This window comes from Pseudomonas sp. B10 (genome assembly GCF_900156235.1).
GTDB lineage: Bacteria > Pseudomonadota > Gammaproteobacteria > Pseudomonadales > Pseudomonadaceae > Aquipseudomonas > Aquipseudomonas siliginis.
In genome coordinates, this window is record NZ_LT707063.1 from 5,345,608 (window position 1) to 5,369,152 (window position 23,545).

The following is a 23,545-nucleotide window of genomic DNA, read 5'->3' on the forward strand; positions in this document are numbered from 1 at the left end:
ATTGTAGGAGCGAGCCTGCTCACTAAGGCGTCTGCAAGGTCACCTTCTACAACGGCAAATACCGACTCAAAAGCGCCCGCAACGCTGCCGGCTTCACCGGTTTGGCCAGGTAATCCAGGCCCGCCGCATGCACTTGCGCCACGGTCTCCGGGCGTCCATCCGCGCTGATTACCACGCCGGGTACCGGCTCGCCCAGGCGCGTGCGCAACCACGCCATCAGCTCTGTGCCGGTATCGCCGTGGTCGAGGTGATAGTCGACCAGCGCCAGTTGCGGCCGCACGCCTTCATTCAATATCGCTGCGCATTCTTCGCGATTGCGCGCCGTCCACACTTGGCAGCCCCAGCGGCTCAGCAGGCTGTTCATGCCGATCAGGATGCTGTCTTCGTTATCGATGCACAGCACCTGCGCGCCGCTGAGCAGTTTTCCGTTCAGTTCCACCGTGGCGCTGACTGGAGGGGTTTGCGTGCGGGCGATCGGCACTGTCACGCTGAACACACTGCCGCGCCCCGGCCAGGAACGAACGCGCAAGGTATGCCCGAGCACGCGGCATAAGCCGTCGGCGATCGCCAGACCCAGGCCCAGACCTTTTTCGGCGCGGGTCTGGTGGCTGTCGAGGCGTTTGAATTCTTCGAAAATCACTTGCTGCTTGTCTTCCGGAATGCCCGGGCCGCGATCCCAGACTTCCAGACATAACTCACCACCGCGCCGACGCACGCCCAGCAGCACTGGGCCTTTGGCGTAGCGGAACGCGTTGGTGAGGAAATTCTGCAGAATCCGCCGCAGCAGTTTGATGTCGCTGTCGATGCGCAATTGACTGCCGCGCACCCGGAACGTGAGCTTTTGCTCTTGAGCCAGCGCCTTGAATTCCGCGCCGAGGGTGTCGAACAGTTCATTGACGGCGAACGCTTTGCGGTCCGGGTTGATCTTGCCGTTTTCCAGGCGCGAGATGTCCAGCAGATCGCTGATCAGGTCTTCCGCCGAACGCAGCGAGCTGTCGAGGTGTTGCACCAGCTGCTGCGCCTCTGCGCTCAAGCCTTCGTTCTGGTGGGAGAGGGCGGCGGAGAACAGTCGCGCGGCGTTCAGCGGTTGCATCAAGTCGTGGCTGACGGCGGCGAGGAAGCGGGTTTTCGACTGGTTGGCCGCCTCGGCATTGCCCTTGGCTTCGGTGAGCGCGACATTGAGTTGCGACAGTTCCTGGGTACGTTCGCTGACCCGTTGCTCCAGCCCTTCGTTCGCCTCGGTCAGGGCCTGTTCGGCTTCGCGGAACGCGGTAATGTCGGTGAAGCTCATGACGAAACCGCCGCCGGGCATCGGGTTGCCGATCAGCTCGATCACCCGGCCATTGGGGAACAGCCGTTCGGAAGTGTGTGCGCGGCCCTGACGCATCCAGTGCAAGCGTCGCGCGACGTGCACTTCCGCTTCGCCGGGGCCGCACAAACCGCGTTCGGCGTTGTAGCGAATGATGTCGGCAATCGGCCGGCCGACGCTGATCAGGCCATCGGGGTAGTTGAACAGCTCCAGATAACGCCGGTTCCACGCCACCAGTTTCAGCGATTGGTCGACCACGCTGATGCCCTGGGTGATGTTCTCGATCGCGCCTTGCAGCAGGGCGCGGTTGAACTGCAGCACTTCCGAGGCTTCGTCAGCGATTCGGACTACGTCCTCCAACTGCATTTCCCGACCTTCGATGGCGGCCTTTACTACAGCGCGCGTCGAAGAAGCGCCGAGGACACCGGCGAGCAAGCGTTCGGTGTGGGCAATCCATTCGCTGTCGGCGTTCTGGTTGGGGTTGAAGCCCTTGCCCTGACGGTAGGCGAAACGAATGAAGCTCTGCCGCGCGCGTTCTTCGCCGACAAAACGCGCCGCCAGTTGCAGCAGATCGTCGATCTGTACCGCCAGCATCGAACGGGCATTAGGTCGCGCGCTGATTTCCTGGCCGATGAAACGCCCGGCCTGCCAATGTTCCGAAACCCGCGTGCGCGAGAGCACCGAGACCCAGGCGAACAGGGTGAAGTTACCCGCCAGCGACAGCACCACGCCTTGAGTCAGCGGGGTGATCGGCAGGTTCAGTGGATTGCTGTGCAGCCACGCTAAGCCGGGGAAGCTCGCCAGTGACCAGCCGAGACTGTGCGCGGCAATCGGCAGAACCAGCGTGTAGAACCAGAGGAACGTGCCGGTGGCGAGGCCGGCGAACACGCCCCGGCGGTTGGCCTGTTTCCAGTACAGCGCGCCGAGCATGGCCGGCGCCAGTTGCGTTACCGCCGCGAAAGCGATCTGGCCGATGGTCGCCAAACTTGCGGTCGAGCCGAGCAAGCGATAACTGACGTAGGCCAGCAGCAGAATCACCACGATGCTGACCCGGCGCACCGAGAGCATCCACTGGCGGAACACTTCGAACGGGCGCTCGGCGTTGTTGCGGCGCAACAGCCACGGCAGCAGCATGTCGTTGGAGACCATGGTCGACAGGGCGACGCTGGCGACGATCACCATGCCGGTCGCTGCCGATGCGCCGCCGATAAACGCCAGCATCGCCAGCGCCGGATGGGCCTGGGCCAGCGGCAGGCTGATCACGAACGAGTCGGGCAGCACATCGCTGGGCAGCATCATCTGACCGGCAAGGGCGATCGGGACTACAAACAGTGCGGCCAAAGCCAGATAGGCGGGGAAGACCCATTTCGCCAGTCGCAGATCCTGCGGGTCGATGTTCTCCACCACGGTCACGTGAAATTGCCGCGGCAGGCAGATGATCGCCATCATCGCCACGCCGGTCTGCACCACCATCGATGGCCAGTTGATGGTTTCCTTCCAATACGCCTCAAGGCGCGGGGCGAGCATCGCCTGATTGAACAGGTCGTCGAAACCGTCATACAGGCCGTACGTGACGAAGGCGCCGACGGCGAGAAAGGCGAACAGCTTGACCAGCGACTCGAACGCGATCGCCAGCACCATGCCACGGTGGTGTTCGGTGGCGTCGAGGTTGCGCGTACCGAAAACGATGGTGAACAACGCCAGCACCAGCGACACGATCAGCGCCGTGTCCTGGGCGCGGGTGCCCATGGCATCGGCGCCGGCGCCGATCAACAGGTTCACGCCGAGGACAATGCCTTTGAGTTGCAGGGCAATATAGGGCAGCACTCCGACCAGACAGATCAGCGCCACCACCACCGCCAGCGATTGTGACTTGCCGTAGCGCGCGGCGATGAAGTCGGCGATGGAGGTGATGTTCTCCTGTTTGCTGATCATCACCATTTTCTGCAGGACCCACGGCGCGCCGACCAGCAGCAGGATCGGCCCGAGGTAAATCGGCAGGAATGACCACAGTTGTTCCGCCGCCTGACCGACCGCGCCGAAGAACGTCCAGCTGGTGCAGTAGACCGCCAGCGACAGGCTGTACACCCAGGCACGCACACGTGGCGGCAACGGCGTGCTGCGACGGTCGCCGTAGAAGGCGATGGCGAACATGATGGCCATGTAGGCCAGGGCAACGACGGCGATCAGCCCGGTGGACAACGACATGCAGCACTCCCGACAAAAGACTCCCCGGCACTCCTGCCCGGGCGGACAGTCTCGCACGCGCGCGACGGTTAGTCAGTGTCGACCAAGGTCGTGGCGTGGCGGGGTGTCGCAGGCGGGGTACCGGGTGGTTTTTGTGGTGCCCGGGCGGGCCTCTTCGCGAGCAGGCTCGCTCCCACGTTCTGGAATGCATTCCCTTGTGGGAGCGAGCCTGCTCGCGAGGCGTCAGTCCTGCCGCAATGCAATATCGATCAACCGATGCAACTCAGCCACCTCCAGCGCCGTGGCCGAAAACAGAATCCGGAACACCACCGGCGCCACCACCAGATTGATCAAGCGATCGACACTCGGTGTGTTTTCATCCGGATAGCGATCGACAATGGTCTGCAACTGCGCACCAATGATCGCCACGCAATAGCCCGGCGTAGCGCTGGCCTGCACATCGCGCATCATGTTGCGCCCGACCTCCGAGCTCATCTCGTCGAGATATTGCTCGGCCCAGGCGCGGATATCGCCGCGCAGGCTGCCAGTGTTCGCCGGCTCGCTGTCCGGGCGCATGCGGGCGAGGGCGACGTCCGCCAGCAACGCCGCAAGATCACCCCAGCGGCGGTAGATCGTCGACGGCGTAACCCCCGCGCGGGCGGCAATCTGCGGGACGGTCACGGTGGAACGTTCCTGCTCTTGCAGCAGCGCATTGACCGCCGAATGAATCGACTCCTGCACCCGGGCACTGCGGCCACCGGGGCGTAAACCTTCTTTAATAGCCATGCGGCAGACCTTAACACAAAGAATTTGCTTTAAGCGCTGGGCGGTAGCACACTGCGCAAAAGCAAAAAATTAGCTTTTGCGGAGTATGCCCATGACCAGCCCCTTGAATAGTGTCGCTTCCCACCGGTCCAGCTTGTGGTTTCTGGCGATCACCTTACTCAGTTTTCTCGCCGCTTCCACCGCTCCGACGCCGTTGTATCACTTGTATCAGGATCAGCTGCGTTTCTCGGCAGCGATGTTGACGCTGATCTTCGCCGTTTACGCTTTCAGTCTGTTGGCGGCGTTGCTGACGGTTGGTTCGCTTTCCGACCATCTCGGACGCAAACCGGTGATCTTCAGTGCCGTGCTGCTCAATGCGCTGGCGATGCTGCTGTTCATTTATGCCGACAGCGTGTCGTGGTTGATCAGCGCACGGGTGCTGCAAGGTTTCGCCACCGGCATGGCCACTGCCGTATTGAGTGCAACGCTGCTCGACACCGACCGTCAGCAGGGGCCGCTGATCAACAGTGTCGCGCCGTTACTCGGGATGGCTTTGGGCGGTTTGGGCTGTGGCTTGCTGGCAGAATTCGCACCGGCGCCGTTGCAGCTGACCTATTGGTTGCTGTTGGCGTTGTTCGTGTTGCAGGGCGTTTATGTCTGGCGCCTGCCGGAAAGTGTCTCGCGGCAAGGTGGGGCGCTGGCCTCGTTGCGACCGACCCTGCACGTGCCGGTGCAAGCGCGTTCAACGTTGTGGCGGGTGCTGCCACTGAACACCGCAACCTGGGCGCTCGGTGGTTTTTATGCCTCGCTGGCACCGTCGTTGGTGCGCACCGCCACTGGCTCTACCTCCAATCTGATCGGCGGCGCTACGGTCGCGGCGCTCACCGTGACCGGTGCGTTGATGATTTTCATGATGCGCAATCGTCCGGCCGCTCAGGCGTTGCGGCTGGGCGCGAGCTTGCTGCCAATCGGGCTGGTCCTGATCCTGCTCGGTGTGCATGGCGCCAGTCTGTCGCTGTTTTTCTTTGGCACCTTGGTCGCCGGTTGCGGCTTCGGTTCGGGTTTCCTCGGTGCGGTGCGCAGTCTGGTGTCGCTGGCCTCGCCACACGAGCGAGCCGGATTGATGTCGGCGTATTACGTGCTCAGTTATCTGGCGTTCTGTTTGCCGGCGTTGCTGGCCGGGTATCTGGCGCGCAACTTTGGACTGCTGGCGACCACCGACGGTTACGGCGTTGTGTTGATCGTGCTGGCCGTTGCTGCGCTGGTACTCAGTCTGCGTCCGCAGACGGGCAGAGTTTGCAGCGCTCCTTAGCGCGTGTGGACGCTTATCTGCGAAACAGATAACAGTTAGAGATATTACCCGTTATATCGATATTCGATTCGGATCTACCATGGACTCAACCTCACCAGAGGACAGGAGTTCATGATGATTTGCCCCAACAGCGTCACCCCCGGCTACAAACCTTTCAGCCAGCTTCAGCATCCGCGTGAAGTGATCCGCCAGTTCACGCCGAACTGGTTCGCCGCAACCATGGGCACCGGTGTGCTGGCATTGGCGCTGGCCCAGTTGCCGCTTGCCATTCCCGGATTACGCGTCGTGGCCGAGGGGCTGTGGCTGTTCAACATTCTGTTGTTCAGCTTGTTTACTGCTGCCTACGCCGCGCGCTGGATTTTGTTCTTTGACGAGGCGCGGCGGATTTTCGGCCATTCCACCGTATCGATGTTCTTCGGCACCATTCCCATGGGCCTGGCGACGATCATTAACGGCTTTCTGTTGTTCGGCCTGCCGCGCTGGGGCGACGGTGTTATTCAACTTGTTGAAGTGTTGTGGTGGATCGATGTGGCGATGTCGCTGGCCTGTGGTGTGTTGATTCCGTACATGATGTTTACCCGTCAGGAACACAGCATCGATCAGATGACCGCGGTCTGGTTGCTGCCGGTAGTGGCGGCGGAAGTGGCAGCGGCCAGCGGCGGCCTGCTCGCCCCGCATCTGCCCGACGCCCATGGGCAACTCGTCGTACTGACCACCAGCTATGTGCTCTGGGCATTCTCGCTGCCGGTGGCGTTCAGCATTCTGACCATCCTGTTGTTGCGCATGGCCTTGCACAAACTGCCCCACGAAAACATGGCCGCGTCGAGCTGGCTGGCCCTCGGTCCGATCGGCACCGGTGCGCTGGGCATGTTGCTGTTGGGCGGTGAGGCACCAGCGATTTTTGCCGCGAATGGTCTGCCCGGCGTCGGTGAAATCGCTTCGGGCCTGGGTCTGGTCGCTGGGATCACGCTGTGGGGTTTTGGTCTGTGGTGGATGTTGATGGCGCTGTTGATCACCGTGCGTTATCTGCGTGACGGTATTCCGTTCAACCTCGGCTGGTGGGGCTTCACCTTCCCGTTGGGCGTGTATTCGCTGGCGACGCTGAAACTGGCAAGTATCCTCAACCTGACATTTTTCAGTGTGTTCGGTACGGCGCTGGTGATTTTGTTGGCGGCAATGTGGCTGATCGTCGGCAAGCGCACCGTGCAGGGCGCGTGGCGTGGCGAGCTGTTTGTCTCGCCGTGTATTGCAGGTTTGAAGAAATAATCCGAAAAGTTTAGGTAAGGTGTGGCCTGGATCGTGGTGCGGGATTCCAATAACAAGCACCCAGGCCTCACTACCTAACATCAGGAAACACGGAAGATGAGTCACCCCTCACAGTTCAACCTGTTGCGCACCCGGCGCTTTTTGCCCTTCTTTATTACCCAGTCGCTCGGCGCGTTTAACGACAATGTGTTCAAGCAGTCGTTGATCCTCGCCATCCTCTATCGGTTGACCATCGAGGGCGATCGGTCGATCTGGGTCAACCTCTGCGCGCTGCTGTTTATCCTGCCGTTTTTCCTGTTCTCGGCGCTGGCCGGGCAGTTCGGGGAAAAATTCGCCAAGGACGCGCTGATCCGTCTGATCAAGCTCGCGGAAATCGCCATCATGGCCGTAGGATCGATCGGCTTCCTCTTCGATCATCTGTCGCTGATGCTGGTGGCACTGTTCGCCATGGGCACGCACTCGGCGTTGTTCGGCCCAGTGAAGTATTCGATCCTGCCGCAGGCCTTGCGCGACGATGAACTGGTCGGCGGCAACGGTCTGGTGGAAATGGGCACGTTTCTGGCAATTCTCGCCGGCACCATCGGCGCCGGGATCATGATGTCCACCGAGCACTACGCGCCGGTAGTCTCCGCAGCGATCGTCGGCATTGCCGTGCTGGGTTATCTGGCCAGCCGCAGCATTCCGCGCGCGGCGGCCTCGTCGCCGGAAATGCGCCTGAACTGGAATATCTTCAGTCAGTCCTGGGCGACGTTGAAACTCGGTCTGGGCCAGACGCCTGCGGTGTCGCGCTCGATTGTCGGCAACTCGTGGTTCTGGTTCGTCGGGGCGATCTACCTGACGCAGATCCCGGCCTACGCCAAGGAATGGATGCACGGTGACGAAACCGTGGTCACGCTGATCCTGACCGTGTTCTCGGTGGGCATCGCGCTGGGTTCGATGCTCTGCGAGAAACTCTCAGGGCGCAAAGTCGAGATCGGACTGGTGCCGTTTGGCTCGTTTGGCCTGACCGTGTTCGGCCTGTTGCTGTGGTGGCATTCCGGGGGAATCCCGGACAGCGTCACCGGCCATAGCTGGATTGCCGTGCTGGGCTTCGTTCACACCTGGGCGGTGTTGATCGACATCCTTGGCCTGGGCATTTTCGGTGGCTTCTATATTGTCCCGCTGTACGCGCTGATCCAGTCGCGTACGGCTGAAAACGAACGGGCGCGGGTGATTGCCGCCAACAACATTCTCAACGCGTTGTTTATAGTGGTGTCGGCGATTGTTTCGATCGTTTTGCTCAGCGTCGCCAAGCTGTCGATCCCGCAACTGTTCCTGGTGGTGTCGCTGCTGAACATCGGCGTCAACGCCTACATCTTCAAGATCGTTCCGGAATTCAGCATGCGCTTCATGATCTGGCTGCTCAGCCATTCCATGTACCGCGTCGAGCACCGCAACCTTGAAGCGATCCCGGACGAGGGCGCGGCGCTGTTGGTGTGCAACCACGTGTCGTTCGTTGACGCCTTGCTCATCGGCGGGGCGGTGCGTAGGCCGATTCGCTTTGTCATGTACTACAAGATCTACAACCTGCCGGTGCTGAACTTCATCTTTCGCACGGCGGGCGCGATTCCGATTGCCGGACGCCAGGAAGATATCCAGATCTACGAAAAAGCCTTCACCCGCATCGCTCAGTATCTGAAGGACGGCGAATTGGTGTGCATTTTCCCGGAAGGCAAATTGACCGCCGATGGCGAGATCAACGAGTTTCGTGGCGGCGTGACGCGCATTCTGGAGGAGACGCCGGTGCCGGTGATTCCGCTGGCGCTGCAAGGATTGTGGGGGAGTTTCTTCAGTCGCGATCCGAACAAGGGCTTGTTCCATCGCCTGTGGTCGCGGGTGACGCTGGTGGCCGGGCCGGCGATTACCGAAGGGACTGAGCCAGCGAAGTTGCAGGTGTTGGTGGGGGAGTTGCGCGGGGCTGTTAGATAGTTGTTGACTGGACGGCCCTCATCGCTGGCAAGCCAGCTCCCACAGGTTCGATGGTGTACACCAATCTTGTGGGAGCTGGCTTGCCAGCGATGGGGCCGGTGGCTTAAGCGCTGACCTTGAGCCCGATCAACCCGGTAACGATCAACGCCACACTGACCAGCCGAATCAACGCCATCGATTCACCAAACAGAATGATCCCGGCGATCACCGTACCCACGGCACCGACACCGGTCCAGATCGCATACGCCGTACCCAACGGCAATTCCTTCATCGCCAAGCCCAATAGACCCAGACTGATAGCCATGGCGGCAACGGTCAGGGCGGTGGGGAGCGGGCGGGTGAAGCCGTCGGTGTATTTCAGGCCGACGGCCCAGCCGACTTCGAACAGGCCGGCGCAAAACAGAATGATCCAGGACATGCAGGACCTCCATCGATTGACGGGGTCGTCCCCAGATGAATGACTCGAGCGAGCCGCAGGGTCGTCCCCGCGTTGCGCAATATACTGACGAGCATTAACCCGGGGATCAAGTTTTCAGCCTCAATCGGCAGCCCGTTGTGCGAGGTTGTCGCGATCTTCTTTTTCGCTCATGCGCCGGAAGTACGTCGACAGCAGTGCTCCGGAAATATTGTGCCAGACGCTGAACAGCGCGCTCGGCACCGCCGCCAGTGGCGAAAAGTGCGCACTGGCCAATGCCGCGCCCAGTCCCGAATTCTGCATGCCGACCTCCAGTGCCAGCGACTTGCGCTGAGCCAGAGGCAAGCCGAACAGGCGCCCGGTGAAGTAGCCGAGCAGGTAACCGAAGCTGTTGTGCAGCATCACCACGGCCATGATCAACAGGCCGGACTCGGCGATTTTCGCCTGACTCGCCGCGACCACGGCGGTGACGATAATCACGATGCTGACCACCGACACCAGCGGCAACACATCCACCGCATGCCGCACCTTGTCGCCGAGCAGACGCTGCGCGACCACGCCGAGAACGATCGGCAGCAGCACCACTTGCAGGATCGACCAGAACAGCTCCATGAACGATACCGGCAACCATGCCGAGGCCAGCAGCCAGATCAGTGCCGGGGTCAGTAGTGGGGCGAGGAGGGTAGTGACCGCGGCAATCGCCACGGAAAGCGCCAGATCACCGCGTGCCAGCCAGGTCATCACGTTTGAAGAGGTGCCGCTCGGGCAGCAACCGACCAGAATCACGCCGACGGCGATTTCCGGCGGCAGGTGAAACACCTGGCAGAGCAACCACGCCACACCGGGCATGATCACGAAATGCGCAACCACGCCCAGCGCCACCCGCCACGGATGGCGAGCGACGGCAGCGAAGTCGTCGAGTTTGAGGGTCAGGCCCATGCCGAACATCACCAGACCCAGCAGCGGTACGATCGCGCTTTTCAGGCCGATGAACCACGCCGGTTGCAGAAAGGCCACGACGGCGAATATCAGAACCCAGTAAGCGAAGGTATTGCCGACAAAGCGGCTGAGTGCAGCCAGTGCGCGCATGGCTTGATCCTTATTTTTGGTTACACCACAAAACATTGTGGGAGCGAGCCTGCTCGCGAATGCGGTGAGCCAGACACATTAATGTTGACTGGCGCACCGCATTCGCGAGCAGGGTCGCTCCCACAGGTTAGATGCTCGTCAGAGTCAGATCCCCTGCGGCATCTCTTCCCCACCCAACGCTTCAACCAGTGCCGGCAGGAAGTCGCCGAAGGTCAGCATCATCAGGGTGAAGCTGGCATCCAGTTGGCCCAGAGCTTCGTCGCCACCGTCCTGTTCCGCCTGATCCTGCAGCAGATCTTCGAATTTCAGGCGCTTGACGGTCATCTTGTCGTCGAGCATGAACGACAGTTTGTCCTGCCAGGCCAGCGACAGCTGAGTGACGACTTTGCCGGTGCTCAGATGCAGCTGGATTTCTTCACTGGTCAGGTCCTGACGCTTGCAACGGACGATGCCGCCGTCTTCGTGGGTGTCGCGCAGTTCGCACTCGTCCAGCACATAGAAATCGTCGGCGGCTTTCTGCGTGGTGACCCACTCGGTCATCACCGCAGTCGGTGCCATTTTTACGGTGAGCGGACGCACGGGCAGGGTGCCGATCACTTCGCGCAGGGTCGACAGCAGGTCTTCGGCGCGTTTCGGGCTGGCGGAGTTGACCAGGATCAGGCCCTGTTTCGGCGCGATCGCGGCGAAGGTCGACGAGCGACGAATGAATGCGCGCGGCAGGAACGCCTGGATGATTTCATCCTTGATCTGGTCGCGTTCCTTCTTATAGACCTTGCGCATCTGCTCGGCTTCGATCTCTTCGACCTTTTCCTTGACCGCGTCACGCACGACGCTGCCCGGCAGAATACGTTCTTCCTTGCGCGCAGAGATCAGCAGGAAATCGCCGCTGACGTGCACCAGCGGCGCATCTTCGCCTTTGCCGAACGGTGCGACGAAACCGTAAGTGGTCAGCTCCTGGCTTGCACACGGCCGCGCCAGTTTGGTCGCCAGTGCAGTTTCCAGCGCCTCGGCATCGACAGGCAGGTCTTGGGTCAGGCGATAGATCAGCAGGTTCTTGAACCACATGGGGCGAGTCACTCCTTTATACAAAGGGGGGCATTATTGTCTTCGCCGGGGCATAGGCCAACCCTTCTCTAAGCCTTTGGAAGACCTCGGAAAATTATTTAAAAAAGTGCTTGCCAGAGGTTGGGGTGCTCCGTAGAATGCGCGCCACACCGAAGCGAAGGGTGATTAGCTCAGCTGGGAGAGCGTCTGCCTTACAAGCAGAATGTCGGCGGTTCGATCCCGTCATCACCCACCATTCGTTTCAAGTGTTTAGCGCAGCGGTAGTTCAGTCGGTTAGAATACCGGCCTGTCACGCCGGGGGTCGCGGGTTCGAGTCCCGTCCGCTGCGCCATATTCGGTAACCTGGACCACTGAACGCCAGGTCGCCACGGAAAAACCCGCTGATGCGGGTTTTTTTCTGTCTCAAGGTTGTACCCGCGGGATGTATCGTTTCACCGGTTTTCAGATTTTTTTGAAAAATATTCAATTAAATCAACACTTTACGAAAACTTGTGGCATAATGCGCCCCGTAACGAAGCGAAGGGTGATTAGCTCAGCTGGGAGAGCGTCTGCCTTACAAGCAGAATGTCGGCGGTTCGATCCCGTCATCACCCACCATTCGTTTCAAGCGTTTCGCGCAGCGGTAGTTCAGTCGGTTAGAATACCGGCCTGTCACGCCGGGGGTCGCGGGTTCGAGTCCCGTCCGCTGCGCCATATTCGGTATCTGGAACTGAACGCCAGACACCACGGAAAGCCCGCCTAGTGCGGGCTTTTTGCTGTCTGCGATTTATGAAATCGCCGCGCTACTGCGCCGCATTGCGGGCATGCCGATAATCGCTCACTGCCTCATACACCGCCCTGCGCAAGCGATTGATCCCGCCAATCGGCCGATGCGCCTCAATGCCGAACCACGGATTGAACGACAGGTTGTCGCATTGCAGATTCAGCGCCGGCGTATCGAAGTCCTGCGCGGGCAGGGTGATCCGCGCCACCGTTGCAAACGGCGCATCCTGCTCACGCCACTCAATGCTGGTGTCCTCGATCGGCATGTACTTGTTCGCGTCCTGGCGCTGGATCTGCAAGGCGAAGCACGCCGGCACCCGATCCGTCGACAACTGCTGATTCAATGCGCTGCGCAGGAAATTCGGCAAGTCGTGATTTTGTTTGGGCAGCGTATACGCCGGGCAACGCTCCGGATCCGGCACGACGCGGAATTTCGCATTGGCCTCACCGAACTTGTAGGGCGATACCGAGAAATATGTGGTCTCGGTCGGACTGTCCGGCGGCGCTGACAGGGTTGCCAACGCGATGAATAGATGACGGACCTGCCAGGTGCGCGGATCCCATGTCGGAAAAAACGCCATGACCCTCTTGCCGTCAGCCTGCGCCGCCACATTCTGACGATACTCGGCGACATCGCTGACAAAGAAATTCGGATGGCTGAACATCACGAAATCCTGTTCATGCTGCTCCTGGCGATTGCCGAGCAGTTGCGTGCCAGGAACCTCAAGCAACTTGATCGCCATTCCGCGCGCATCGCGAATGCTGTCGAATTGCGGATAGGCATTGCCGTTGGACAACCGGATCAGCGCCTGCCAGGTCTTGCCCGGCTCGCTGAACACACCCCGTCGCAGCGATTGCGCCAGTTCCGGTAACACCTGCACTTGCGCCTTCACGCAGCCATGCGCTTTGGCGTGGGCATCGCGCAGATAACGCGTGGGTTCGCGGTGCTGGTCGACGATGCGCACTGCGGTTTGGATGACGTCTTGGGTCATCGCCGCTTCGCCTGCTGGAATCTGTTCCTGCGCCGACACCGGCCCGCGATGCTGCCAGGCAAACCACGCGGTGGCGATGGCCCAGCCGAGCAGGGCGATGACCAGCAGGATCAGCAGCGTCTTGCCAAGCAAGCGCCCCAACCAGAGCCAGAAACGCGCGAGTGGCGGCAGTTCTCTTTTGAATGTCGGCATGATCATGGCAACTGCGCCTCCAGTGGTCCGCCCAATACTTTCAGATATTCGAGCAACGCCCAGCGCTCCTCGGGTTGCAGGAGGCGGCCGATCACCCCGTTGCCGCGAGCGCCGGCGCGGAATTCGTGGCCGCTGTTATGGTTGCCGCTGATGCGCGTGTCGAACAGAAAACCGTTGGTGAAAGGTTCGGTGCGATAGCCGAGGTGGTGCGGGTCGTATTCGAGCGTGCCTTTATAGAAGGTGGTGGCGCGCTCATCCTGCGGTGACAGCAACTGATAGATGCTTGGCACCGAACCGTTGTGCAGAAACGGCGCAGTCGCCCACACGCCAGCCAGCGGTCGAGCCTTGTAAGCGACCTTCTCGCGCACGCCGATCGGCAGGCCGAAACCGTCCATGCGCGGTTTTTCTTCCGGCGTGATCTGCGCGTCGCGATAGGCACGGTTTTCCACGAACGCGGTGACGTAAGCCAGGCCCTTGGCCACCGACAATTGGCTCAGATCAAGCGGCTCCTTGGGTTCGGGGTGCAGTTTGACGTCCATCTTTTTCAGCTCATTGACATCCCATTGCAGTGCGCTCAAGTCGAAACGGTGACTGGCAACGTTGTTGGCCGCATTCGGATCGGTGCCGATCACGTCCACGGGAATCATGTGCAGGTGCTGCACCCAGCGTTCGCCTTCTTGGGATTGGCGCGGGACATGGCAGCCGGCGCAGTTTTCCGCGAACAGCGCGCGGCCTCTGGCGGCCAGCGGCTTGTCGATCGCACCGAACAGATCTTCCGGCCAGGTCGGCGGCTTCAACTGCTGCAAGGTTTCTTCGATAGCGTGCAGATCGCGCACGCGCACGCTGGAGGGATAGCGCGCAGCGCCTTGCAGCGGCTGACCGTTGGCGTCGAAGAAATTCAGCGTGGCACCGACGCCGAGCGCCTCGCCGATATTGCGCGCCATTGGCTGTTGAGCCGAGCCGTTCCACTGCACCCAGTCGAACGTCCACATGTCCCACAGCTGCGGGTAATCCACCGGGGCATCGGCCACACGGTAGTTGGCAGGGGAAATCGCATCGCCAAACGTCGCGTTGGCAATCCGGCCGAACGCGTCGGTGCGCCCCGGTCCTTCTTCGGTCGGATAGAGGCCGCGATGGGTGTCGTTCCAGGCCACTTTGACGAAGGTGTTCAGCGAGGTCTTGAACTCGCTGCGCAATTGTTCGCGGCGCGCTTCGTAATCATCTCCGAGCACCTGACGGGCGAAGCGCTCGAACTTCCACGGGTTGTAGTAAGTCGAGGCGAGACTGGCGACCAGGGCCTGTCCGAAACTGCCACCGCGCAATGTAGGAACGCTGGAAGGCAACACGTGTTGTGCGGTGCCGCCATCAATGCGCACGGCCTGGCCTTTGAAGCGCAACTCGCCGGTGTGGCAAGCGGCGCAGGTGATGTCCAGATAGTGCTCCGAGACATTGCCAGGATTCTGGTGCCGGGCAAAACCGACGGGGAGGTTGCCGGGGTTGTTCGCGCTCGCTTTCTGCTGCGGGTCGACCAGGAAGCCGAAACGGGCGAGATATTCAGGGGAGGCGAAGCGCTGTTCGGAGAAGGGCAGTTCCAGCGCTTCAAACCACTCGTAACGCAGGCCTTTGACTTGCGTGCCCTGCGGCGTGAAATAGTAGGTCTGGCGTTGCGCTTCGCTCCATTGATCCAGGTAACGTACCTGTTGCGGCGGGGTGTAGAAGGGCAATTTCGGGTTGGCGACGTAATAGACAATCACCGCGAGGGCGATTACCGCCAGCACGATCAGCAGCGCGAGAACGCGGGATAAGAGGCGCAAGTTGAACATCCTTGTCGAATTGTTGCGCTGTTATGCCTGAGCGGCGCTGGCTGGGCAAGTGGCCATTACGCCAGATGTTGAGCCGTGAGCCGACGAGCCTTGTCGTCCACGGATGACAGAAGCTTCATCCAGCCGTTGCCCAAATGCGTTTTAATCCCTGAACTTATCGGAAGATTCCTGCTCTCATGCCGGTAGCCATTGGTCGTGGCGGCCTGATAAGCTCGCGGCTTTACTCGATTGCCCATTCGGCGCATGAACAAGGAAATAGCATGAAACAGCATCGGTTGGCGGCGGCGGTAGCCCTGGTTAGCCTGGTACTCGCGGGTTGTGACTCGCAGACCAGCGTAGAGCTGAAAACCCCGGCGCAAAAAGCTTCCTACGGCATCGGCCTGAACATGGGCAAAAGCCTTGCCCAGGAAGGCATGGATGATCTGGACTCCAAAGCGGTAGCCCAGGGCATCGAAGATGCCGTTGGCAAGAAAGAACAGAAGCTGAAAGATGAAGAACTGGTCGAAGCCTTCGCCTCGCTGCAAAAGCGTGCTGAAGAGCGTATGGCCAAGATGAGCGAAGAGTCGGCAGCCGCCGGCAAGAAATTCCTCGAAGAAAACGGCAAGAAAGCCGGTGTAACCACCACCGCTTCCGGCCTGCAGTACGAAGTAGTGAAGAAAGCCGATGGCCCACAGCCTAAGCCGACCGACGTCGTAACTGTTCACTACACCGGCAAGCTGACCAACGGCACCGTGTTCGACAGCTCCGTCGAGCGCGGCAGCCCGATCGATCTGCCAGTCAGTGGCGTGATCCCGGGTTGGGTTGAAGGTCTGCAACTGATGCACGTTGGCGAGAAGTACAAACTGTACATCCCTAGCGATCTGGCTTACGGCGCTCAGTCGCCAAGCCCGGCAATCCCGGCCAACTCGGTTCTGGTTTTCGACCTGGAACTGCTGGCCATCAAGGATCCAGCCAAAGAAGAAGCCGCTGCCAAGTAACACGCAACGGCTCGAAAACAACGCCTCGCTTATGCGGGGCGTTGTTGCATCTGCAGGTCAGGAAAGGTAAACAGAGCGAACTGACAGCGATCAGCACAGTCATAGCTTTGAGGCTACCCGCGCTAGACGCCCTGAGCTGCCAAGTCAATGAAATATTGGGCTTTTTTATGTGAGTAAAAAACGCCCGATCTGAGCGCAGCCCTTATGAAACGGGGCTCTCAGCGCTGAAATGCAGCTCTGTTCACAAGGTTATCCACAATTTGTGTGGATAACATTTCAACGGGAAGAATAGATGAAAGCTCCGTGGAATTTCGCTCGATTCCTGCCGTTGGCCGGTCGCCTGCTGGCCCGTGGACGCCTGCCGACCCTGTTGTTTGCCGTGGCCAGCAAAGGCGCCGCGCAAGGCAATCGCCTGGGCAAACTCAAGGATGATCTGCGCTTGCTGCAGTCGCTGTGCCTGGCCTACTGGCGTGGCGAGTATCGCGCGATCAGTGCCAAGTCGCTGATTTCGGTGGTGGCGGGCCTGATGTATTTCCTCAGCCCGGTGGATGCCATTCCGGATTTCATCCCCATGTTCGGCATGCTCGATGACATCGCTGTCCTCGCCTGGCTGATGAAAACCCTCGATGACGAACTCAACGCCTTCCGCCTGTGGCGCAAGCGTCAGCAACCCGAGAAGCTGGCGGTGGTTGAACGCCTCCCCGATACCCCTGAACAATTGCAGCTGCAAGGCCCGAAAAAGCCCTGACTGACCAAGACTGCCTACAGATAGATACCACTCGCGACCTTAGCCGCTGTTAGGATTACACTTCTAGGGAAAAGTGCCGACTCGCTAAGTGGTGTTGTCCTACGGGGTAGTCATGGATATTCAGATAATTGCACGCGATGGCGAACCCGAATACGCGGTTCTGCCGTGGGCTCAATATCAGGCTCTACTGAAAGCAGCAGGGATCAACGCAACACCGGCGCAGCAGCCAGCAGCGCCGCTCGCCACCTCGCCGGAGCCGATTCTTCCGGGTCTGGATCAATTACGCAGTTTGCGCGAAGGGAAGGGCATCGCCATCGAGGCGCTGGCCCGCACGGTAGGCATCAGCCCGTCATATCTGGCCATGATCGAAAGTGGTGAGCGTCAGCCCGACGCCGCGATTCGCCGCAGCCTGGCCTGGGAACTGACGGTGCCAGGTTGGAGGGATGAATCGTGAGCGTACGCATCAGCCGTCAACATTGGGACGGATTGCTGGGGGAGCTGGACCAGGCGCGTCGTCAGCGCCATCTTCTGACCTATCGAGCCTTGCTTGAGCGTTTGCAGCTACCGACGCCGGCGATGCAGACACTGACGGCTGCGCTGGAGCATCTGGCGGCACTGGATGCCAAAGCCGAGCAACCGTTGCGCAGTTCGCTGGTCATCAGTCAGGGCGCCAGTCGCTTGCCGCGTACCGGTTTTTTTGAATGTGTCGAGCGTCTGGGGCGCTTTTCCGGGCCTTCGGATGGCGTTGCAGCGGCGTCCTGGCATGCGTCGGAAGTGGTGCGCGTCTTCGAATACGAATACCCGGAATCGGCGGAGGCCTGAGTGTTTCTGCGCCTCAAGGCGCGGGCCGGTTACTGGCTGGCCCGCAGGCTGTTTCATTGGTCGTGGTTCGTTCGCCAGCCGCGTGGCTGGCGCTGGCTCGAAGGCCAGTTTGCACGAATGGCCAACCTCGGCGATGTCGGTGCGCAAAGCTTTTATGGGCACATTCTGACTTTTCGCGGCGTCGGGTTGGGCGCGCGTGAAGAAGGCGTGCGCTTACTGCGTCTGGCGGCGTTGGCTGGTGATGGTAAAGCGGCGTATCAAGTCGGCGTGATCAGCCTCGCCGGTACCCCGAGCAAGGCGCCGGATCCCGCTGAGGCCGCTCGTTGGTGGAGCATGGCCGCCGAAGCCGGCCACCCGTTGGCCGAGCTTAAGCTGCAACAGCTGATGGCCGGTGATTCAACGCAGTAATTCCATGTATGTCTTCTAAGTAAACGCGGCGTGAGGTTTTCCTCACGCCGCGTTTACGTTTCTGCCTGCACGTTTTTCGATTGATGTTGGATTGCAGACTAGTCCTACATCCTTTGCCTACTCGCCTGACTTCTTTCCTTTCTGATCCCCCGCACAGTTCCCGCGACTAATTTCTTGCGCGAGGGACCGCTCATGCTTCAGCCCGTTTTTCAGCTCACCTTGTCTGCCTGCGTGTGTTGATGGAAGCCATCGCGCGCATCGAGCAGGAACTCGACAGCTTTCCGCAAACGCTCAGCTTCTACCGCAAACAGCTTGATCACTGGCTCAGTCGCAGGGCGGACCAGATCAGCGAGGCAACAGACCTGCCATCGCTGGTGGGTATGGAGCGGATCATCCGCTTCGGCGATCGCAGCACGGCGGTCAGCAGCAGCGACGACGGCTTTTCCTCCAGCGTCGTCCAGTGCCCGCAGGGCGGGCTGATGCAAATCGAGAGCAAATTCGAATCGGTCTACGACATCCCGCTGGGCAACATTTCCGTCGATGTGGTCGACGTGGATAGCGGCAAGACCACGCCGGTCACCCTTGATCAGCAGGGCAAGGCTGAATTCAGAGGCGAAGAGGGCAAGTTCTACCGCGTGCATGTTCATGGCGCGGTCACCTCCAATCAAGTCGCCGAGCTGTTCGATTCCTATGACGGCTTGACCGGCGAACTGGAACGTTGGCTGCGTAGCGAGTGGCAAGGTTTCAAGCCGCAGTGGTCACAGTCGGTGGCGACCGCAGCCAGCAACGGCATGCTCGCCGGCAGTTGGGCGGCCATCGAGGGGGTATGGGACAGCCTCGGTCTGCTCTCGGAAATTCTCCAGGACCCCGGCAAGTTTGCCGAGCGTTTGGGCAGTGGCGCGGCTGAGCTGATCGAGCTGGCGCAGACTGCGCCGGATCTCATGGAAAAACTGCAGTTGCTGGTCAGTGACGAAGCGGCGATGTGCTTGCTGCTACGGTCGGCGAGCCTGTGGCTGGACATGCTGCCGCCCAGCGAGGTTGCCGGCAAGTCTGCTGAAGTGGCGTCGATGATGATCGTGCAACTGATCATCGATGTGTTGATCAGCGTGGTGCTGACGTTTGTCGGAGCGGGGGCGGGGATCGCTTATCTGACGCTGCGCCTGGCTGACCGCGCAACGCAGCTGTTCAACGTCGCCAAGCGTCTGGTCAAGGCGCTGTTCAGCATCGTCAACGCCTTTATTGAATACGTCGACCGCTACAAAGCCGTTGCCGCGCGGGGCATCGCCGCCGGGGTGAAAAAGGGCCGGATGCAATTGCGCTGGGATGCCAAGCGCAACGCCATGTTGAAGAAAGACGAGCCCCACGACGACGTCCCCGACCAGGCGAAAAACCCCAACGGCGACGCCGCGGATTGCGTGCCCAATACCTGCAAAAACGGCTGCCCGGTGTCGATGGTCACCGGCGAAGAACTGCTGACCCTGACCGACGCGGTGCTCGACGGCGTGCTGCCCTTCGAGTTCACCCGCTTGTACCGCAGCAGCGCGGTCGAGATCGACATCGGCCTGGGTTTTGGCTGGAGCCACACGCTGGCGCATCGGCTGGCCTTCGACGGCGATGGCGTGATCTGGATCGATCATGAGAACCGCCGCACCCGCTTTCCCCTGCCCAACGTCGCGCGCCCGGCGATTCACAACAGCCTGTCGCGGGCGGCGATCTTTCTCGCTGATGAACCGGAAGAACTGATCCTCGCCCTGGCCGGGGAAAACGCGCGCTTCTATCACTTTCGCGCCGGCCGACTGACGGCGATCAGCGATGTCTACGGCAATCGTCTAACCCTGCAACGCGATCGCTCCGACCGCATACAGCGTCTGGACAACGGCGCCGGGCGCGCGCTGCTGTTGCGTTATGACCGCGCGCAACTGGTGGCGGTCGAGTATCAGGTGTTCGTTCAGGGCGAGTGGACCACCGAGCAAACCCTCGCCACCTACAGCTTCGATGCCCGGCAACGCCTGCTGGTCGCGACCAATGCGGTCGGCGACAGCGAACGCTACGACTACGACGATCACCACGTCATCCTCCAGCGCCAGTTGACTGGCGGCGCGAGCTTCTTTTGGGAGTGGCAGCGCGAGGGCAAAGCGGCGCGCTGCGTGAGGCACTGGGCGTCGTTCTCGCAGATGAACACCCGTTACGTCTGGAACGATGACGACGCCAGCGTGACCGTGCATTACGTCGACGGTACCGAAGAAGTCTACGTCCACGACGAGCGCGCGCGGCTGGTGCGCCAGGTCGCGGCCGATGGTGGCGAGCAGCTCAAGGCTTATGACCAGCAGGGGCGATTGATCGCCGAGCAGGATGCATTGGGCGCGGTCACCGAATACCGCTACGACGAAGTCGGACGGCTGATCGCGCTGATTCCGCCGGACGATGCACCAACGTCCTACGAGTATCGCAACGGTTTTCTCTACAAGCGTTGCCGTGGTGAGGCGGTGTGGATCTACCGGCGCAACGCTGAAGGCGCCGTTACCGAAGCGGTCGATCCCGACGGCCAGGTCACCCATTACTACTACAACCTGCGCGGGCAATTGCTGTCGCTGCGTTATCCGGACAGCAGCCGCCACCGCTGGGTGTGGAACGAGCTGGGCCAGCTCATCGAAGAAACCCTGCCCGATGGTGGCGTGCGGCGCTTTTCCTACGATGCGCTGGGACGGCGGATTACCACCCAGGACGAATTTGGTGTTGTCAGTCGTCAGCAGTGGGACGCCGCCGGCCGACTGATCCTGACGACTTCTCCTACGGGCAGCACGCGCGCCTACAGCTACGGCGCCTACGGGCAGATCACCGCTGAGCGCGATGAACTGGGGCGCATCACCCGCTATGAATATGACGATGATTTGCATCTGGTCTCGCGGCGGATCAACCCCGACGGCACCCGCGTGCAGTATCGCTACGACCATGCGCGGTTGCTGCTGACCGAGATTGAAAACGAGTCAGGGGAAAAATACCGACTGGATTACACGCCGACCGGATTGATCCGACAGGAAACCGGGTTTGATGGGCGGCGCACGGCTTACGTCTACGACCTCAATGGTCATTTGCTGGAGAAGACCGAGTTTGGTGATTTCGGCCCCAGTCTGGTCACCCACTATGAGCGCGACAAGGCCGGGCGTTTGCTGGTCAAAACCCTGCCCGATGGGCTCAAAGTCCGCTACGACTATGATCGCCTCGGGCGCTTGGTTGCCGTTGATGACGGGCAAAACCATCCGCTGGCCTTCGAGTATGACCGTCAGGACCGGCTGATCACCGAGCATCAGGGCTGGGGCACCTTGCGCTACGCCTATGACGCCTGCGGTCAGCTCAAACGCCTGCGCCTGCCGGACAACAGCAAGCTCGATTATCACTACGCCAAGGGCGGTGCGCTGTCAGCCATCGACCTCAACGGCACGCCGCTCACGCGCCACGTCTATCACTGCGGTCGTGAACAGCAACGCCAGCAAGGTCTGCTGCTCAGCGAATACTCCTACGACGATCAGGGCCGCTTGCTTGCCCACGCTGTAGGTCATCGCCACGCTTCGCTGTACCGCCGCGATTATGCCTACAGCGCCAACGGCAATCTCGAGCACATTGCCGACAGCCGCCACGGCCAGCGTACTTATGGCTACGACGCCCTCGACCGGTTGATCCGCGTACGTCACTCACGCGACGAACTGCCCGAATCCTTCGCCCACGACCCGGCCGGCAACCTGCTGATGCAGGACCGCCCCGGCCCTGCGCAGATCAAGGGCAATCGCCTGCTGATGCAGGGCGACCGTCATTACGACTACGACGCCTTCGGCAACCTGATCCGCGAACGCCGTGGCCACGGCCAGACCCTGGTCACCGAATACCGCTACGACTGCCAGCACCGCCTGATCGGCCTGACCCGCCCGGACGGCCAGACCGCCACTTATCACTACGACGCCTTCGGCCGCCGTATCCGCAAAACCGTCGACGGCGCCGTCACCGAATTCTTCTGGCAAGGCGAACACCTCGTCGCCGAAAGCAGCGCTACGCAATACCGCAGCTTCCTCTACGAACCCGGCACCTTCCGCCCACTGGCGATGCTCGACGGCAAAGGCCCGAAAAAGGCCTGCCCGTTCTACTACCAACTCGACCACCTCGGCACCCCGCAGGAACTCACCGACTACAGCGGCGAAATCGTCTGGTCCGCTCAATACGACGCCTACGGCAAAGTCGCCGCCGTCACCTTGGCCGGCGAAGACTACCTCGACCAACCGCTGCGTTTTCAGGGGCAGTACTTCGATGTTGAAAGCGGATTGCATTACAACCGGCATCGGTATTACGACCCTAGGTTAGGGCGGTATCTGACGCCGGATCCGGTGAAGCTGGCGGGTGGGTTGAATCAGTACCAGTACGTGCCGAATCCGACGGGGTGGGTGGATCCGTTGGGGTTGAGTTGCATTTGTCCACCGTCAGCGCCGCGACGTCCTATGCGGTACGAGGCTGGTCGCGTGGTCGTCGAAGAGGGAGCGCCCCCGCTGCCAAAGATGACGGCGCAGGAACGACGGGCGAGGATTGATGAAGTGGCTGAGGAGAATGCGAAACGGCGTGTGAGTGAGTATGAAGAACTTTATGACATGCACACTGTGAAAAAACATAGTTCGGAAATTCCCGATCGGGCACTAAAACAGCGAGCTATCAACGGCGCTGATCCTCACACAGGTGTCGTTCCGAGGCCTCCCAGAGGAAATCCAAGTTCACAATTTCACAACTGGCGAATGCATTTGGGGGCATTAAACAAGGCGATGACAAGGAATAAAAATGGCTCGATCATGCATACGGGTGACGATCAGCATGATACTCCGATAGTTAGGTTGGAATTGCCTGGAGCAGGGCGAGGGTACAAACCGAATAGGCGGGATTCGCAAAATCCGGTTTTGAATGAAGACATGAACTGGTTTGAAGTTAAGTTTGATAAGACAAATACGCAAGAACCATTTACGGGCTTTCCTTCGGAGAAAAAATAATGTTGAAACATCCGTATTTAGATAGGCCTTTCAATCCAAGATTTAGCTGGTTTATTGGCGTATTTGATGTTTATGATCAAGAAGAGACCCGAGGTCTAGAACTCGGCGTATATAATCCGAATATACCTACTGACAGGGAAAATCTTATACGGAGGTATTGTCTGAAACTGCCGTATCTTTCGTATAGGCATAAGTTGGTTCTATTTGAAGCCTTAGAGTCAGCGTTAGATGATTCAAGCTACGATTTCAGTAGCTTATTTGATATTGATGAGTGCGAAACTTCCAGTTGGCCTAGGGGGGAGTGGTATTCGTTAAATAGTCCGCGTAGCTTTTTTGAAGAAGTTTATCGCTTGGCGAAAGAGGTCTGGAGGGAAGACCTTGAGAAGGCTGCTGGTGAGGATAGATCTACATGGTGAGGACG

17 protein-coding genes and 4 tRNA genes are annotated in these 23,545 nt (G+C 60.2%); 14 read left to right on the plus strand and 7 right to left on the minus strand.

The annotated features are described in order from the left end of the window. Positions 1–46: 46 nt before the first annotated feature. Both BXA01_RS24295 and BXA01_RS24300 read right to left on the minus strand, forming a co-directional pair. Positions 47–3,517, minus strand: a complete 3,471-nt coding sequence (locus tag BXA01_RS24295) for a hybrid sensor histidine kinase/response regulator (protein ID WP_024012183.1) — start codon at positions 3,515–3,517, stop codon at positions 47–49. A 222-nt stretch (positions 3,518–3,739) separates the two neighbouring features. Next, positions 3,740–4,282 carry a TetR/AcrR family transcriptional regulator gene (locus BXA01_RS24300; RefSeq protein WP_076566739.1) on the minus strand — a complete coding sequence of 181 codons (543 nt, stop codon included), beginning with the start codon at positions 4,280–4,282 and terminating at the stop codon, positions 3,740–3,742. A 103-nt stretch (positions 4,283–4,385) separates the two neighbouring features. Here BXA01_RS24300 and BXA01_RS24305 point away from each other — a divergent pair, with 103 nt between their 5' ends. The 3 genes from BXA01_RS24305 to BXA01_RS24315 all read left to right on the plus strand — a co-directional run bounded on the left by BXA01_RS24305 (position 4,386) and on the right by BXA01_RS24315 (position 8,807). After that, positions 4,386–5,573 (plus strand): MFS transporter, encoded by a 1,188-nt coding sequence (locus BXA01_RS24305; protein ID WP_076567810.1) that lies wholly within the window; start codon positions 4,386–4,388, stop codon positions 5,571–5,573. Positions 5,574–5,687: 114 nt separating this feature from the next. Then, on the plus strand, positions 5,688–6,839 hold the full coding sequence (locus BXA01_RS24310; protein ID WP_076566742.1) for a TDT family transporter: 1,152 nt from the start codon (positions 5,688–5,690) through the stop codon (positions 6,837–6,839). Positions 6,840–6,935: 96 nt separating this feature from the next. Next, positions 6,936–8,807 carry an MFS transporter gene (locus BXA01_RS24315; RefSeq protein ID WP_076566745.1) on the plus strand — a complete coding sequence of 624 codons (1,872 nt, stop codon included), beginning with the start codon at positions 6,936–6,938 and terminating at the stop codon, positions 8,805–8,807. A 103-nt stretch (positions 8,808–8,910) separates the two neighbouring features. Here the strand turns inward: BXA01_RS24315 and sugE are convergent, their stop codons facing one another. The 3 genes from sugE to rdgC all read right to left on the minus strand — a co-directional run bounded on the left by sugE (position 8,911) and on the right by rdgC (position 11,376). Then, positions 8,911–9,225 (minus strand): quaternary ammonium compound efflux SMR transporter SugE, encoded by a 315-nt coding sequence (gene sugE, locus BXA01_RS24320; protein ID WP_024012188.1) that lies wholly within the window; start codon positions 9,223–9,225, stop codon positions 8,911–8,913. A gap of 120 nt (positions 9,226–9,345) precedes the next feature. After that, positions 9,346–10,311: a bile acid:sodium symporter family protein gene (locus tag BXA01_RS24325; RefSeq protein WP_041479525.1), complete on the minus strand. Its 966-nt coding sequence runs from the start codon at positions 10,309–10,311 to the stop codon at positions 9,346–9,348. A 144-nt stretch (positions 10,312–10,455) separates the two neighbouring features. Continuing rightward, positions 10,456–11,376, minus strand: a complete 921-nt coding sequence (rdgC, locus tag BXA01_RS24330) for a recombination-associated protein RdgC (protein WP_024012190.1) — start codon at positions 11,374–11,376, stop codon at positions 10,456–10,458. A 159-nt stretch (positions 11,377–11,535) separates the two neighbouring features. On the opposite strand from rdgC, the gene BXA01_RS24335 reads away from it, so the two are divergent. The 4 genes from BXA01_RS24335 to BXA01_RS24350 all read left to right on the plus strand — a co-directional run bounded on the left by BXA01_RS24335 (position 11,536) and on the right by BXA01_RS24350 (position 12,069). Beyond that, positions 11,536–11,611 (plus strand) — tRNA-Val (locus BXA01_RS24335). Between the two features lie 19 nt (positions 11,612–11,630). Continuing rightward, positions 11,631–11,707: transfer RNA gene (locus tag BXA01_RS24340), tRNA-Asp, on the plus strand. A 190-nt stretch (positions 11,708–11,897) separates the two neighbouring features. Next, positions 11,898–11,973: transfer RNA gene (locus tag BXA01_RS24345), tRNA-Val, on the plus strand. A 19-nt stretch (positions 11,974–11,992) separates the two neighbouring features. Further along, positions 11,993–12,069: transfer RNA gene (locus BXA01_RS24350), tRNA-Asp, on the plus strand. A gap of 89 nt (positions 12,070–12,158) precedes the next feature. Here BXA01_RS24350 and BXA01_RS24355 read toward each other — a convergent pair. Beyond that, the gene (locus BXA01_RS24355) at positions 12,159–13,328 is read right to left on the minus strand and encodes a catalase family protein (RefSeq protein ID WP_076566748.1); all 1,170 of its coding nucleotides are present in this window, start codon (positions 13,326–13,328) and stop codon (positions 12,159–12,161) included. Further along, the gene (locus BXA01_RS24360; protein ID WP_076567812.1) at positions 13,325–15,136 is read right to left on the minus strand and encodes a di-heme-cytochrome C peroxidase; all 1,812 of its coding nucleotides are present in this window, start codon (positions 15,134–15,136) and stop codon (positions 13,325–13,327) included. Before BXA01_RS24360 ends, BXA01_RS24355 begins: the two co-directional genes overlap by 4 nt. Positions 15,137–15,405: 269 nt before the next feature. Here BXA01_RS24360 and BXA01_RS24365 point away from each other — a divergent pair, with 269 nt between their 5' ends. From BXA01_RS24365 to BXA01_RS24395, 7 genes are all read left to right on the plus strand, one after another. Then, positions 15,406–16,122: an FKBP-type peptidyl-prolyl cis-trans isomerase gene (locus BXA01_RS24365; RefSeq protein ID WP_076566750.1), complete on the plus strand. Its 717-nt coding sequence runs from the start codon at positions 15,406–15,408 to the stop codon at positions 16,120–16,122. A 292-nt stretch (positions 16,123–16,414) separates the two neighbouring features. Beyond that, the gene (locus BXA01_RS24370) at positions 16,415–16,870 is read left to right on the plus strand and encodes a YkvA family protein (protein ID WP_016773733.1); all 456 of its coding nucleotides are present in this window, start codon (positions 16,415–16,417) and stop codon (positions 16,868–16,870) included. A gap of 112 nt (positions 16,871–16,982) precedes the next feature. Next, entirely contained in the window at positions 16,983–17,324 is a 342-nt protein-coding gene (locus BXA01_RS24375; protein ID WP_076566752.1) for a helix-turn-helix domain-containing protein, read from the plus strand. Further along, positions 17,321–17,692 (plus strand): hypothetical protein, encoded by a 372-nt coding sequence (locus BXA01_RS24380; protein ID WP_003223109.1) that lies wholly within the window; start codon positions 17,321–17,323, stop codon positions 17,690–17,692. The genes BXA01_RS24375 and BXA01_RS24380 overlap by 4 nt, the downstream gene beginning before the upstream one ends. Then, complete coding sequence (locus BXA01_RS24385; protein WP_076566754.1) at positions 17,693–18,100, plus strand: sel1 repeat family protein; 408 nt, start codon at positions 17,693–17,695, stop codon at positions 18,098–18,100. 239 nt (positions 18,101–18,339) lie between these two features. Beyond that, complete coding sequence (locus BXA01_RS24390; RefSeq protein ID WP_076566755.1) at positions 18,340–23,124, plus strand: RHS repeat-associated core domain-containing protein; 4,785 nt, start codon at positions 18,340–18,342, stop codon at positions 23,122–23,124. After that, positions 23,124–23,540, plus strand: a complete 417-nt coding sequence (locus BXA01_RS24395; RefSeq protein ID WP_076566757.1) for a hypothetical protein — start codon at positions 23,124–23,126, stop codon at positions 23,538–23,540. Before BXA01_RS24390 ends, BXA01_RS24395 begins: the two co-directional genes overlap by 1 nt. The last annotated feature ends 5 nt before the right edge of the window (positions 23,541–23,545 follow it).